A 14236-nucleotide genomic window follows, 5' to 3' on the forward strand; every position below is an offset into this window, starting at 1 on the left:
CGGCGCCCTGGTGGAGATCATCCGGGGCGCCCTGCCGGCAGCCGCCCTGCGGGAGAAGCAGCATCCGGCCAAACGGAGTTTTCAGGGCATCCGGATCGCGGTCAACGACGAGTTGACCGCCATCTCCCGGATGCTCCAGGCCGCCATTCCCCGGCTGAAGACCGGGGGACGGCTGGCGGTGATCTCCTTTCACTCCCTGGAGGACCGGATTGTCAAGAGTGAGCTGGCCGCCGCGGCCAAGGGATGCGACTGTCCCCCCTCTTTCCCGGTGTGCGTCTGCGGCAAACGGCCTCTGGTCCGGCTGGTGAACCGGAAGCCCATCCTGCCCAGCCAGGCAGAACAGGAGGAGAATCCCCGGGCCCGGAGCGCCAAACTGCGCGTGGCGGAGAAGCTGGAAGGGTAAACCCGAGGAAATCGACCAGATGAGGTGGAGCAAATCGTGACAGGCAAACAAACCCAGGGCGCCGTGGCCTACGACGGCACCGGAGCCCTGAAAATGGCCGCGCCGGAGGCGCCGGCCCAAAAGAAGAAGTTTCGGAAAAAGGAAACCAAAGGGAAAAAGGAGACCAAGGAAACGCAGCATCCCGTGGTTAAAAACGGTGCCGCCCTCTTGACCAAGGGGGCCCGGTGGACCGTTCCGGGGGCGATCCTGGCCATTCTGACGGTGGCCCTGGTGGTGGTTATCACGTTGGCCAGCTATGCCCAGTTGGTGGTGGTCAATGACAAGGTGGTGGAGCTCCGCAATGAACTCAGCGAGCTCCAGTCGGAGGAGACGCAGCTGAAGGCCCAGTATGAGCTGGCCTATGACCTGCAGGAGATTGAGAGGCAGATGCTTGCCAGCGGAGAGATGATGAAAGTCCAGAGCTGGCAGACCTATACGCTGGAGCTCTCGGAGCCCGACACGGTGGAGTATCACCAGGGCTCGGACCTTGCCCAGCAGATCATGTCCTTTGCAAAGAACCTTGTCTCCGCGGTGAAGGAATATTTCTGAGCGTGGAATACATAAGATTAGGAAAGAAAGCATGAGGGCGTGAGAAACCGATTTCTTACGCCCTCATATTGCCATCGACCAAAACAGAAAGCAGGTGGAACCGAACAATGGCTTTGAGACGAAAGACAACAAACCAAGGCGGCCCCTCCCATTCCTGGCGCCGGCTGGAGGGGAAGGGCATGCAGCGGATCCTGGTGCTCAGCGGCATTTTTGGGGTCCTCACCTTTGGCATCCTCTTTTGCAAGCTCTGGCAGCTCCAGGTGGTGCAGCATGAGAAGCTGGAGAATAAGGCCATCACCCAGCAGACCAGGGAGATTTCCTCCACGGCCAACCGGGGCACCATCTACGATGCCAACGGGGATATCTTGGCCATCAGCGGCTCGGTGCAGAATGTCATCCTCTCTCCCCGGGACGTGCTGGCCACGGTGAAGGTGGACGAAAAGGACGAGTTTGGCAATGCCCGCTCCAAAACCGCCATAGAGGCGGAGAAGGAGACCAAGGTGCAGGCCACCTATGATCTCATCGCCGACGAGATGTCCGAGATTCTGGGCCTGGACCGGGAGGATGTCATGGCCCGGCTGAAGAAGACCAAGTCGGCCTACGAGGTGCTGGCGGAAAAGGTGGAGGACGACGTGGCCGACCAGATCCGCGCCTTTATTGACGAGAACGATCTGGAGGGATGCCTCTACCTGACCGCCGACTCCAAACGATACTATCCCTACTCCACCATGGCCTCCCAGGTCATCGGCTTTGTCAACAAGGCCAACGAGGGCGCGTATGGCCTGGAGGCCCTGTACAACCTGGACCTGGCGGGCCAGGACGGGAAGATCATCACCGCCAAAAACGCCTCGGGAACGGAGATGCCTTCGGCTTACTCCAGCTATACCGACGCGGTGGACGGCTACAACGTCCACACCACCATTGACGCCACCATCCAGATGTACGCAGAGAAGACGCTGGAGGAGGGCATTCAAAAGTTTGATGTCACCAACGGCGGCTTCTGCCTGGTGATGGAACCGGACACCGGGGCGGTGCTGGCCATGGCCAGCTCGCCGGACTATGACCTCAACGACCCCAACAGCATTGTGGACGCCACCCAGGCGGCCAAGCTGGAGGAGCTGAAAAACGACCCCACCGTCAGCGAGGAGGAGTACGCCAAGGCACTGAGTGACGCCCAGCTCCAGCAGTGGGCCAATAAGAACATGCGGCTGTCCTATGAGCCCGGGTCCACCTTCAAGCCTGTGGTGGTGGCCGCCGCGTTGGAGGAAGGCGTCATCGACGACAACAGCACCTTCTATTGCAGAGGCGCGGTCACCATTGACAACTGGACCATCCGTTGCTCGGCCCGAAGCGGCCACGGCAGCCAATCCCTGCGGAAGGCCGTGATGAACTCCTGCAACCCGGCCTTAATTGATATTGGAAAGAAGCTGGGGGCGGAGAAGTTCTATGAATACTGGGAGAACTTTGGCTTTACCAGCAAGACCGGCATTGAGCTGCCCAGTGAGGAGAAGAGCACGTTCTGGGACAAGGAGCTCTTTGTCAGCCCCTCCGGTGTCACCCAGCTGGCCACCGCGTCCTTTGGCCAGCGGTTTACCACCACGCCCATCCATCTCATTACCGCCCTGTCCGCGGTGATCAACGGCGGCCATCTGCTGGAGCCCTACCTGGTCCAGTCGGTCACCGATGCCGAGGGCAATGTGGTCAGCTATCACGAGCCCAAGGAGGTCCGGCAGGTCATCAGCCAGGAGACCTCGGACCTGGTGCGCTCCTATATGGAGAGCGTGGTCAATGATCCCGGCGGCACCGGCAAGAACGCCAAGGTGGAGGGCTACCACATCGGCGGTAAGACCGGTTCCTCCCAGACCCTGGACAGCAAGGACCACATCATTGTCTCCTTCCTGGGCTTCGCCCCGGCGGATGACCCGGAGGTCATTGTCCTGCTGGGCTATGACTGGCCCCAGCCCGCGGCCCCCGGAGAGAACACCACCGCAGATGGGATTTACATCAGCGGCGGCAACATGGCCGCCCCCATGGCCGGTGAGCTCATCGCCAATATCCTGGACTACCTGGGCTATGAGAAATCCGGCAGCGACGTCAACGCCAACGGCGTCACCATTCCCCACCTGGTGGGCAAGACCCCGGAGGAGGCCCGCACTGCCCTGAACAATCTGGGCTTGAACGTGCGCCTGTCCGGGGAGGGGGCTGTGGTCACCGACCAGATGCCCACGGCGGGCAGCTCGGTGCCCAAGGGGAGCTCCACGGTGCTCTACCTGGGGGAGGAGAAGCCCGAGACGACGGTGGAGATGCCCGATCTGTCCGGCATGACCTACGACGAGGCCAAGGCGGCCCTGGAAAAGGTGGGACTCTATCTGGAGGCCACCGGCACCGGGGAGAGCGGCAAGGTGTTCAGCCAGTCGGTGAACGCCGGGACCGTCCTGGATGTGGGGACCGCCGTGGAAGTGAAATTTACCGATGACACCGCCCCGGACAACGGGGTGACCACCGGCGGCGGCTGGGCCCCCAAGGAAGAGGAGGAGTAGCCCGGCCGTCGGCCAAGGATGTGAAAGGGACGATTTCCGCCCAGGTCCCCTGGGTCCTTCCGCCGGGAAGGCCGGGGGACCGCGCGCCATGGAGGTGGACCCTTGCTGTTATCCCGGCTTATCCGGGGCATCGCCCTGACAGACCAGATTGGTCGGGACGTGGAAATTACTTCTCTCACCTGCGACAGCAGAACGGTTTCCCCCGGCGGCCTCTTTGCCGCCTTCCGGGGGGAGAAGACAGACGGAACCCAGTTTATCCAGGAGGCGCTGGACCGGGGGGCGGCGGCGGTGCTCTGCGCCCAGCCCCCGGACCGTCCCGGCCCCTGGCTGCTGACCTCCGATCCCCGGGGGGCCTTTGGTCAGATGGCCGCCAACTGGTTTGGCCGCCCGGGGGAGCGGATGACCCTGGTGGGAGTCACCGGCACCAATGGAAAGACCACCACCACATATCTGCTGAAAGGGGTGCTGGAGGCGGTCTGCCAGACCAAGGTGGGTCTCATCGGCACCAACCAGAACCTCATTGGCCAGCAGGCCCTCCCCGCCCAGCGGACCACGCCGGATGCCTATACCCTCCAGAGCCTGCTGGCCCGGATGGAGGAGGCGGGGTGCACCCATGTGGTGATGGAGGTTTCCTCCCACGCCCTGGCCCTGCGCCGGACGGCGGGGCTGTGGTTCCAGGCGGGGATTTTCACCAACCTCACCCGGGACCACTTGGATTTTCACGGGACCATGGAGGCCTATCGCAAGGCCAAGGGCCTGCTGTTCCAGCAGTGTCAGACGGGCATTTTTAACCTGGACGACGGGGCGGGACGGCAGTTTGCCCAGACAGCGCCCTGCCAGGCGGTGACCTTTGGGGAGACCCAGGGCCAGGCCCAGGTACTGGCCCGGGAGATCCGGCTGTACCCCGACCGGGTGTCCTTTCAGGTCCACTGGCCCCAGGGCAGTTGTCCGGTGACCCTGCCCATTCCCGGCCGCTTTACTGTTTACAACGCCCTGGGGGTCCTGGCCTGCTGCCTGGCCCTGGGGCTGCCCATGGACCAGGCGGCCGGGGCCCTGGCCCAGATTCCCGGGGTCAAGGGCCGGGTGGAGGTGGTGCCGGTGCCGGCGCCCTACACGGTGCTCATCGACTACGCCCATACTCCGGACGCCCTGGAGAAGGTCCTCACCGCCGCCCGGGACGTGACCCAGTGCCGGCTGCTGTGCCTGTTCGGCTGCGGCGGGGACCGGGACCGGACCAAGCGCCCTGTGATGGGAGAGATCGCGGCGGCGCTGGCGGACCTGGTGATCCTCACCTCCGACAACCCCCGCACGGAGGACCCGGAAGCCATTCTGGACCAGGTGGCGGCGGGCTTTCCCCCGGGCTTCACCGCCTGGGTCCGGCAGCCGGACCGGCGGGCCGCCATCCGGCAGGCCCTGTCCATGGGACGGGCGGGGGACGTGATCCTGCTGGCGGGCAAGGGCCATGAGACCGAGCAGGAGATCGGCACCCAGCGGGTCCATCTGGACGAAAGAGAAGAAATTGCTTCCTTTTTCCAACAGAATACGCTATAATATACGTTCGGCGCGCCCGTCCCCCTGGCGAGAAGGGGGGGCGGGCCCCAAAAAAGAGAGAATCGAAGTTGAAAAACGCGGAGGTGTAAGGGAATGGATTCCATTCTGATCAAAACCCTGGCGGCGGTGATCCTGGGCTTTGTCATCAGTGCTGTGCTGGGCAAATATTTGGTGCCCGCCCTGCGCCGGTGGAAAGCGGGCCAGGCCATCAAGGAGGACGGACCCACCTGGCACATGTCCAAACAGGGGACCCCCACCATGGGGGGGCTGATGTTTATTGCGGCGGTGGCCATTGTGGTGTTGGTGCTCAACGGACCGGCCATTCTGTCGGGGGATCTCACCAGCGTGTTTGTCCTCCTGTTTGCCCTGGTCTTTGGCCTGATCGGGTTTATTGACGACTATGCCAAGATCAAGAAGAAGGAGAACACCGGCCTGAGCGCCAGCCAGAAATTTCTGCTCCAGCTGGCGGCGGCCATTCTGTTCATTGTGCTGCTGCGCAACAGCGGAATCCTGTCCCCCAACCTCTATGTCCCCTTCTTTGGGGTGGAGTGGAAGCTGCCCTGGGTGGTGTACATGATCTTTGCCGCCCTGGTCATCACCGGCACGGTGAACGCGGTGAACATCACTGACGGGGTGGATGGGCTCTCCAGCTCGGTGACCCTGCCGGTGTGCGCCTTTTTCGCCGCCAGCTTTGGCTATGCCTATCTTCACTGGGACCGGCCGGGCAGCGCCGGCATGACGGTGTTCGCCGCGGCCCTGTTCGGGGGCCTGGTGGGCTTTTTGGTGTACAATTTTTATCCTGCCAAGGTCTTTATGGGGGACACGGGCTCCCTCTTTCTGGGGGGGGCCGTGTGCGGCATGGCCTTCGCCCTGGACCTGCCTCTGATCCTGATCCTGGTGGGCATCATTTACATTGTGGAGACCTTGTCGGACATCATTCAGATCGTCTACTTCAAGGCCACCCACGGCAAGCGGATCTTCCGCATGGCTCCCCTCCACCACCACCTGGAGATGGGGGGCTGGAGTGAGAAAAAGGTGGTATTCGTCTTCGCCGGCATTTCGCTGGTGTTCTGCATCCTGGCCTTTTTCGGGGTCATAGGGCGCTTCCCCGTCCTGTGAGACCCAGGGGCTGATCCGGGAGGGATCCTTTCGTGCCAAGACCATTTCTGAAAACCCGCGCCAAAGAAACCAGGAGTACAGCCAGACTGCGGCAGGTGCAGGGGCAGGTGGATGTGCCCTTTATGCTGCTGACGGTCCTTCTGGTGGTCATTGGCCTGATTATGCTTCTGTCGGCCTCCTACCCTTCGGCCTACTACGACCTGAAGGGAAACACCGGCGGAGACCCATTCTATTATTTTAAGCGCCAGGCGGTCTACGCCCTTTTGGGGTTTGGCATTATGTACCTGGTCTCCCGGCTGAACTACCAGGGCCTGCGGGGCCTGGCGGTGACCATTCTGGTGGTGGCCTGCCTGCTGATGCTGGCGGTGAAAATTCCCGGCCTGGGCATCGAGGTCAGCGGCGCCACCCGGTGGCTGAAATACCCGGTGCAGTGGCAGCCCTCCGAGCTGGGCAAAATGGGGCTCATCCTCTACTTTGCCTCCCGGCTGTCCCGAAGGGACCAGCGCACCCCCTTGAGCTTCCGGCGGAACACCGCCGTGGGCCGGTTTGGCAACTTTCTGGAGCGCATCGGCTTTTTTGAGCTGATCCCCTATTTCTTTGTCATCCTGGTGATGATCGGCATCCTGGCGGTGCAGCACCACATGTCCGCCACCATCCAGATGGTGGTCATCGCGGCGGCCATTCTGTTTGCCGGCGGCATCGCCGTGGGCTGGTTCGTGGCCGGCGGGATCACCGTGGGCGCGGCCCTGACGGTCATCATCCTGGGGACGGACTACATGACCTCCCGGATTACCACATGGTTGAACCCCTGGGACGATCCCCTGGACAAGGGTATGCAGGCCATCCAGTCCCTGATGGCCATTGGCTCCGGCGGGGTCACCGGCCTGGGGCTGGGCAACGGGCGGCAAAAGTTTTTGTACCTGCCCGAGGCCCAGAACGACTTTATTTTCGCGGTGGTCTGTGAGGAGCTGGGCCTCATTGGAGCCTGTCTGATCCTGCTGCTGTTTGCCCTGCTGATCATCCGGGGGTACTGGCTGGCTCTTCACGCCCGGGACAAATTTGGATCGTTGATTATTGTGGGCATCACCACCCTGTTCGCCTTCCAGGTGTTTGCCAACGTGGCGGTGGTGACCAACCTCTTCCCTGTGACGGGCATCTCTCTGCCCTTCTTCAGCTCAGGGGGGAGCGCGCTCATCATTCAGATGGCGGAGATGGGGCTGATCCTCAGCATCAGCCGGCAAAATCCCGTCACATAGCCCATTTGGGGCGGGAAAGCGAGGAACCGAATGAAGATTTTATTGACCTGCGGCGGCACGGCGGGGCACATCAACCCCGCCGTGGCCTTGGCCCGGATGTTTCAAGAGAGAATGGAAGACAGCCAGGTCCTCTTTGTGGGGGCCAAGGGCGGCATGGAGGAGCGGCTGGTGCCCAAGGAGGGATTCCCTCTGGAGACGGTGACCATCAGCTCCTTTTGGCGCAGTCTGAGCCCGTCCTCCCTCCGGCACAACCTGCGGACCCTGCGGAATCTATCGGTGTCCAAAAAGGAGGCCGCCCGGATTCTGGACGGCTTTCAGCCGGACCTGGTGGTGGGGACGGGGGGATATGCCTCCTATCCCGTGGTGCATGAGGCCGCCCGCCGGGGCATCCCCACGGCGGTGCACGAGTCCAACGCGGTGCCCGGCCTGACCACCCAGCGGCTGGCCAAGGTGGCCGACCGGGTGATGGTGGGCTATGAGGACTCCCGGCAGCACTACCATCACCCGGACCGGGTGGTGGTCACCGGGACCCCGGTCCGGGGGGAATTCTTCCGCCTGACCCGGCAGCAGGCCCGGGACGCCCTGGGCATCCGGGATGACCGGCCCCTGGTCCTGTCCTATTGGGGCAGCCTGGGGGCGGAGGTGATGAACGGCTATATGACCGATTTCATCCGCCGGGCTGTCCGGGAGGGAGCCCCCTTCCACCACATCCACGGGGCGGGGCGGAACTATGGGGCCATGCAGAAGGCCCTGGCGGGGGTCTCCCTGCCGCCGGAGATCCAGCTGCGGGAGTACATCTATGACATGCCCACGGTGATGGTGGCCGCGGACCTGGTGCTGTGCCGGGGCGGGGCCTCCACCCTGTCCGAGCTCACCGCTATCGGCAAGCCGGCGGTCATTGTGCCCTCCCCCAATGTGACCAACCACCATCAGGAGAAGAACGCCAATGTGCTGGCCAGACAGGGGGGGGCGGTGGTCCTTCTGGAGCCTGTGTGCAGCGGGGACACCCTGTACCAGACCACCCAGGACCTGCTGGCCGCGCCCCAGCGGCGGCAGGCCATGGCCCAGGCCATGGAGAAGATGGGGATTCCAGACGCGGCGGAAAAGATCTATGAAACCCTCCTTTCCCTGGGAAATGGGAAGGAGAGGGCCCCGTCCGCCGGGGCGTGACACCCATTTGACGGGGCAGGAGAGCGGCCCCGGTTCCCATATGCTCCCGGTCCTGCCGGGCGGTCCTGGAGGGAGGAGAACCAATCTCTCTCCTTCGGCATAGGATGGCCTGAACAGACAAAGACCAGGATCGGGGGAGACAATATGATGGATTATTTTGCGGTGGAGGGCGGCCGGCCCCTGGAGGGGCGGGTCTTCGTCCACGGGGCGAAAAACAGCGCCCTGCCCCTTTTGGCGGCCACCCTGCTGGCCGATGGGGAGAGCGTGTTACATAACTGCCCGGACCTCACCGATATTTCCGCGGCCCTGGGAATTCTGTCCGGTCTGGGCTGCCGGGTGAGACGGGAGGGGGCCACGGTGATGGTGGACCCCACCTGCCGCCGGGGCCACACCATTCCCGATGAACTCATGGGGCAGATGCGGGCCTCGGTGCTCTTCCTGGGGTCTTTGCTGGCCCGGGACGGGGAGGCGGTGGCCTGCTGGCCCGGGGGATGCGCCCTGGGGGCCCGGCCCATTGACCTGCACATCCGGGCCTTTCAGGCCCTGGGCGCCCAGGTGCGAAGCTGGAATGGACGTCTGTCCTTTTATGGCCCCCGGCTCCACGGCCGCCGGCTGGCCCTGCCCATCCCCAGCGTGGGGGCCACGGAAAACGCCATGCTGGCGGCCTGCGGCGCCCAGGGGATCACGGTGATTGACAACCCGGCCCGGGAGCCGGAAATCGTGGACCTCCAGGGCTTTCTCCGCTCTATGGGGGCCCAGGTCTCCGGCGCGGGGACCGGGGAGATCACCATTCAGGGGGGCTGCCGGCTCCACGCCGGGGAATACACGGTGATGGCGGACCGAATCGTGGCGGCCACCTACCTCTGCGCGGTGGCGGCCGCCGGGGGAGAGGGGGAGCTGCTGGGCACCCAGGGAGAGGACCTGGGTCCGGTGCTGGCAGCCCTGGAGGCCGCCGGCTGTGAGACCGGGCGCGCCCCCAACCGACTCTGGATTCGCCGCCGGGGCCCCTTGGGGGGCGTGGGCAGCCTGTGTACCGGGCCCTATCCCGCCTTTCCCACCGATGCCCAGCCCCTTTTGGCCGCGGCCCTGGCGGGGGGAACGGGGAAGAGCCGGATCACCGAGACCATTTTTGATCGCCGCTTCCGCTACACCGAGGGCCTGTGCGCCATGGGCGCGGCCATTCAGGTGGAGGGGGACACCGCCTACATCTTGGGCCGGCCCCTCCACGGGGCCCAGGTGGCGGCCACAGACCTTCGGGGGGGCGCCGCCCTCACCGTGGCGGCTCTGGGCGCCCAGGGGCCCAGCCGGATCTGGGGCTTGGACCATGTGGACCGGGGCTATGAGGGGCTGGAGACCGCCCTGGCGGCCTTGGGGGGAAACATTCGCCGGGAGACCGGCCCGTAAAGCGGAACAGGAAACGCCGGCCTCTGCGGACGCCGGGAAGGGGTACGGAGCGGCCGCCCTGGGACCGGGGCGGCGTTTCGGCCTGTTAAGGGGAACAGGATATGGCAAAGAAAGAAAAAGAACGCAGATATCGCAAACGGCGGGGAGGCATCGCCTACACCATTCTGGCGGTCCTCCTCATTGCCGCCTCGGTGGTGGCGGCCTGCACGGTCTTTTTCCGGGTGGAAGAGGTGACTGTGGAGGGGAATGAACGCTACTCCCAGGAGCAGATTTTGTCGGTGGCCTCGGTGGAAATGGGGGCCAACATGATCCTCACGCCGGGGGAGCAGATTGCCCAGCGGATCTACCGCGCCCTGCCCTATGTGGACCATGTGGAGGTGCAGAAACGCTTCCCCACCACCTTAAAGATGGTCATTACCGAGTCCCAGCCGGTGGCGGTGATCACCGGCGCGGCCTCGGCCTGGATTGTGGACGCCAAGGGAAAGCTGCTGGAGCAGGCCGACGAGACCCAGGCCCAGGAATACACCAAGGTGACCGGGCTGGAGCTGCTGGAGCCCGAGCAGGGCGCCCAGGCCCAGACCACCCCGGAAAACCAGGCCCAGCTGGACGGCCTGACCGCCATGACCACGGCCCTGGCCTCCTGCGGTCTGATGGAGGGGATGACCTCCATCGACGTGTCCTCCAAGACCGAGATCGTCATGGTCTATGACGGCCGGCTGACGGTGAAGGTGCTCAACAACGTGGACTTTGACCGGAAACTGAAGGCCTTAAAGCAGGTCATCGCCGTGATCGGCGAGGAGGGCCGGGGGACCATCAACATGAAGGGACAGGACAAGATTATCTGGTCCAAGGAGAATTAATTCCCCCAGGGGCAGGGGAGAAAAACCCAGTGTTTTTTCAAAAAGATCGAGAAGTTTTCCAACTTTTCTATTGACCTGCCGAAGAAAGGGAGATACAATAAAGGAAAATCTAAAATTATCGCATTGTTCAGAGAAATACACTTAGGAGGATCGATCATGGCGTTTGGATTGGATACCGGAGCAGAGTCCGTTGTAGATATTAAGGTGATCGGCGTAGGCGGCGGCGGCAGCAACGTGGTCAACCGCATGGTGGAATCTGGTGTGAAGGGCGTTGAGTTCATTGCCGTGAACACCGATAAACAGGCACTGGCTATCTCCAGCGCAAACCATAAAATTCAGATCGGGGAAAAGCTGACCGAGGGCCAGGGCGCCGGCTCCAACCCCGAGGTGGGCCGCCAGTCTGCGGAGGAGAGCCGCACCCAGATTTCCAAGGCCCTGGAGGGGACCGACATGGTGTTTATCACCGCCGGCATGGGCGGCGGCACCGGGACGGGGGCGGCCCCCATCCTGGCCGACCTGTCCAAGGAAATGGACATCCTGACGGTGGGTGTGGTGACCAAGCCCTTCTCCTTTGAAGGCCGCCGCCGGATGCAGCAGGCGGAGCTGGGCATTGAGAACCTGCGGACCAAGGTGGATTCCCTGGTGATCATCCCCAATGACCGGCTGAAGTTTGTCACCGAGCAGAAGATCACCCTGGCCAATGCCTTTGAGGTGGCCGACGACGTGCTGCGCCAGGCGGTGCAGTCCATCTCGGACCTGATTAAAAACACCGGATTTATTAACCTGGACTTTGCCGACGTGTCCGCGGTCATGAAGGACGCCGGCATGGCCCACATGGGTGTGGGACGGGCCTCCGGCAAGAACAAGGCCGAGGAGGCCGCCCGGCGGGCTGTCTCCAGCCCCCTGCTGGAGACCTCCATCAACGGCGCCCGGGGCGTGCTGGTCAATGTCACCGGCTCCACGGACGTGGGACTGGAAGAGGTGGAGATCGCCGCCAACCTGGTGCAGGAGGCCGCCGATCCCAACGCCCTGATCATCTTCGGCGCCACCTTCGACGAGAGCATGGAGGACGAGATCTGCGTCACCGTCATCGCCACCGGCTTTGATGAGACCATTATGAACAAGAAGTCCGGTTCCGCCGCCCCGGAAAAAACGGGCAAGGCCGCCGGACGGAGTGCCGCCGCGGAGAGCAAGGCCTCCGAGGAGGACGACCCCTACAAGGAAATCTTTAAGATTTTTAACCGGGAGAGATAAGGTCCCGCGATTTGTCCCATGATAAAACAGCAGCCCGCCGTGAGAAAACGGCGGGCTGCTCGTTTATTGGGCGGGGGAGACCACCGGGAGAATGACGGTGCGGACCCCCTTGCCCATGGCGTAGGAGAGGGTATTTAAGGTCCCTCCCTGGGGGATGCCGTCATAGACGGCGATGAGGAGGGAGGACCGGTCCACCATGTACCGGTTGCGCCGGTTCATACAGCCGGGGGTGTAGGTGTGCTGTACCACGGTCTCCAGGTCGCACTGATCCAACAAAGTCATGCGGCGGCGCTGGTCGGCGGCGGACCAGTGGTCGGCCTGGCCGGCAAAGGGGATGGCGGCCTCCAGGGTGACCTCCGGGTGGCGCTGCCGGAGGTCCAGAACCGCCTGGCAGAAATACAGGTCGGCTCCCTGGGCCATGCCGCACAGGAAGTGGCGGAAGCCCTGGCGGTGGGCCTCCTCCAGGGCCTGGTCCAGCCGGGCTTTCAGGGCCAGGCACCGGGGGTCGGCCTCGTTGCGTCCCCAGGGAAGCCGGACGGGGCGGTGGCCGGAGAAGCAGCAGGTGACAGCAGGGTCCAAGGGAATGCCTCCTTTCCGTGGCCTGTGGGGCCTTTTTTCTCTATGGTATAACTGGGACTGTCAAAAGTCAACGAAAATTCCTGCCAAGATTTGACTGGGGATGGTAATTTTGTGGGTTGTTTTTTGGTAGGAAGACGGTATAATAGGATTGAACAACGAAATAAGATGTCTTCAGGGCGGGGTGAAAGTCCCCACCGGCGGTAAAGTCCGCGAGCCCCTTGGCCACAGGCCCAGGAGAGCCGACCCGGTGCAATTCCGGGACCGACAGTGACAGTCTGGATGGGAGAAGACGTGCTGACACACCCCTTTTGTGTGGTGTCATTTTGGAGTGCCGCAGCGCGGGACTCTGATTGCGACGCCCCCAATGGGCCAGAGAGCACCGGGAAGACATTGGTTTTTCGGGTGTTACATTTGGACATTGGGAGTGTTTTTTTATGAACGAAAAAGTACGGAAGCTTGTCACCATGGCCATGCTGGCCGCCCTCTCCATTGTGCTGGTCTATGTGATCCACTTCCCCATCTTCCCGGCGGCCTCCTTCCTGGAGTATGACCCGGCGGATATCCCCATCCTCATCGGCACCTTTGCCTATGGTCCTCTGGCGGGGGTTCTGCTGACGGTGGTGGTCTCCGTGATCCAGGGGATGACCGTCAGCTCCGGCAGCGGTCTCATGGGCATCGCCATGCATATTTTCGCCACCTCCATTCTGGTGCTGGTGGCGGGGAACATCTACCGGGTGAAGCACACCAAGAAGGGAGCGGTGCTGGCGCTGATCTGCGGCGTGCTGGCCATGACGGCGGGCATGGTGGTGTTTAACTACTTCATCACCCCCTACTTCATCACCCCGGACCTTGCGGACACCGCGGCGGTGGCGGCCAACCGGGAATTTGTGAAGACCCTGCTGGTCCCTGTGATTGTCCCCTTCAACCTCATTAAGGCGGGGGTCAACTCCGTGGTGACCTTCCTGGTCTATAAGACCGTCTCCCGGCATCTGGTCCACGGGGAGAACTGGAAGAAGGAGCCCGGTGTGAAGCAGGCACAGCCGGAGCAGTAAACAGAACATCCCGCCGCGGTGCGCGGCGGTCAGGAGAAGGAAAAGCGGCGGGGCAACCCGGCCGCTTTTCTCCGTTTGACCGGCAGAGAGGAGGGAGGGCTGTGGACCGGGTGATTTTTCACTGTGATCTGAACGCATTCTATGCCTCGGTGGAGCTGCTGAGCTACCCGGAGCTGCGGGAGAAGCCCGTGGCGGTCTGCGGGGACCCGGCGGCCCGCCACGGGATCATCCTGGCCAAGAACGAGGCGGCCAAGGCCCAGGGGGTAAAGACGGCGGAGACCATTTGGCAGGCCCGGCGGAAGTGCCCGGCCCTGCTGCTTTTGCCCGCCCACCATGACAAGTACCGGTATTACTCCCGCCTGGCCGGGGAGATCTACCGCCGGTATACAGACCTGGTGGAGCCCTTCGGCATCGACGAGAGCTGGCTGGATGTGACGGGGACCCTGGGACTCTTCGGCGG

At 63.2% G+C, this 14236-nt stretch carries 13 protein-coding genes and 1 riboswitch; of the genes, 12 read left to right on the forward strand and 1 reads right to left on the reverse strand.

From position 1 onward, the window contains the following. The 10 genes from mraW to ftsZ all read left to right on the forward strand — a co-directional run. On the forward strand, window positions 1–403 hold a 403-nt coding region (mraW, locus tag DV520_RS11090; protein WP_117142863.1), incomplete at its 5' end, for a 16S rRNA (cytosine(1402)-N(4))-methyltransferase. Window positions 404–439: 36 nt separating this feature from the next. Continuing rightward, complete coding sequence (locus tag DV520_RS11095) at window positions 440–991, forward strand: hypothetical protein (protein ID WP_021918704.1); 552 nt, start codon at window positions 440–442, stop codon at window positions 989–991. A gap of 179 nt (window positions 992–1170) precedes the next feature. Next, window positions 1171–3531 (forward strand): penicillin-binding transpeptidase domain-containing protein, encoded by a 2361-nt coding sequence (locus tag DV520_RS11100; RefSeq protein WP_165850101.1) that lies wholly within the window; start codon window positions 1171–1173, stop codon window positions 3529–3531. Between the two features lie 102 nt (window positions 3532–3633). Continuing rightward, window positions 3634–5082, forward strand: a complete 1449-nt coding sequence (locus DV520_RS11105; protein WP_117142867.1) for a UDP-N-acetylmuramoyl-L-alanyl-D-glutamate--2,6-diaminopimelate ligase — start codon at window positions 3634–3636, stop codon at window positions 5080–5082. 93 nt (window positions 5083–5175) lie between these two features. Further along, window positions 5176–6201, forward strand: coding sequence for a phospho-N-acetylmuramoyl-pentapeptide-transferase (gene mraY / locus DV520_RS11110; protein ID WP_021919005.1), 1026 nt, complete (start codon window positions 5176–5178; stop codon window positions 6199–6201). 32 nt (window positions 6202–6233) lie between these two features. Then, complete coding sequence (gene ftsW / locus DV520_RS11115; protein WP_242984696.1) at window positions 6234–7457, forward strand: putative lipid II flippase FtsW; 1224 nt, start codon at window positions 6234–6236, stop codon at window positions 7455–7457. 30 nt (window positions 7458–7487) lie between these two features. After that, a complete protein-coding gene (gene murG / locus DV520_RS11120; RefSeq protein ID WP_117142868.1) occupies window positions 7488–8627 on the forward strand; it encodes an undecaprenyldiphospho-muramoylpentapeptide beta-N-acetylglucosaminyltransferase in 1140 nt (379 codons plus the stop codon). 144 nt (window positions 8628–8771) lie between these two features. After that, window positions 8772–10031: a UDP-N-acetylglucosamine 1-carboxyvinyltransferase gene (gene murA / locus DV520_RS11125; RefSeq protein WP_242984697.1), complete on the forward strand. Its 1260-nt coding sequence runs from the start codon at window positions 8772–8774 to the stop codon at window positions 10029–10031. A gap of 101 nt (window positions 10032–10132) precedes the next feature. Next, window positions 10133–10891: a cell division protein FtsQ/DivIB gene (locus tag DV520_RS11130; RefSeq protein ID WP_021919009.1), complete on the forward strand. Its 759-nt coding sequence runs from the start codon at window positions 10133–10135 to the stop codon at window positions 10889–10891. A gap of 156 nt (window positions 10892–11047) precedes the next feature. Next, window positions 11048–12145 (forward strand): cell division protein FtsZ, encoded by a 1098-nt coding sequence (gene ftsZ, locus DV520_RS11135; protein WP_021919010.1) that lies wholly within the window; start codon window positions 11048–11050, stop codon window positions 12143–12145. 63 nt (window positions 12146–12208) lie between these two features. Here the strand turns inward: ftsZ and DV520_RS11140 are convergent, their stop codons facing one another. Then, a complete protein-coding gene (locus tag DV520_RS11140; RefSeq protein WP_117142872.1) occupies window positions 12209–12724 on the reverse strand; it encodes an SLOG family protein in 516 nt (171 codons plus the stop codon). A gap of 163 nt (window positions 12725–12887) precedes the next feature. Then, window positions 12888–13019: riboswitch (FMN riboswitch) on the forward strand. Between the two features lie 139 nt (window positions 13020–13158). On the opposite strand from DV520_RS11140, the gene DV520_RS11145 reads away from it, so the two are divergent. After that, window positions 13159–13776, forward strand: a complete 618-nt coding sequence (locus tag DV520_RS11145) for an ECF transporter S component (protein ID WP_021919012.1) — start codon at window positions 13159–13161, stop codon at window positions 13774–13776. Between the two features lie 101 nt (window positions 13777–13877). Beyond that, on the forward strand, window positions 13878–14236 hold a 359-nt coding region (locus DV520_RS11150; protein ID WP_420810950.1), incomplete at its 3' end, for a DNA polymerase Y family protein.

The organism is Evtepia gabavorous (genome assembly GCF_003425665.1).
Lineage (GTDB): Bacteria > Bacillota > Clostridia > Oscillospirales > Oscillospiraceae > Evtepia > Evtepia gabavorous.

Excerpts from the sequence above, each read along its gene's own strand:
- DV520_RS11100 (WP_165850101.1), top strand. The coding sequence starts at position 1,171 with ATGCAGCGGATCCTGGTGCTCAGCGGCATTTTTGGGGTCCTCACCTTT.
- mraY (WP_021919005.1), top strand. The coding sequence starts at position 5,176 with ATGGATTCCATTCTGATCAAAACCCTGGCGGCGGTGATCCTGGGCTTT.
- murG (WP_117142868.1), top strand. The coding sequence starts at position 7,488 with ATGAAGATTTTATTGACCTGCGGCGGCACGGCGGGGCACATCAACCCC.
- murA (WP_242984697.1), top strand. The coding sequence starts at position 8,772 with ATGATGGATTATTTTGCGGTGGAGGGCGGCCGGCCCCTGGAGGGGCGG.
- DV520_RS11130 (WP_021919009.1), top strand. The coding sequence starts at position 10,133 with ATGGCAAAGAAAGAAAAAGAACGCAGATATCGCAAACGGCGGGGAGGC.
- ftsZ (WP_021919010.1), top strand. The coding sequence starts at position 11,048 with ATGGCGTTTGGATTGGATACCGGAGCAGAGTCCGTTGTAGATATTAAG.
- DV520_RS11145 (WP_021919012.1), top strand. The coding sequence starts at position 13,159 with ATGAACGAAAAAGTACGGAAGCTTGTCACCATGGCCATGCTGGCCGCC.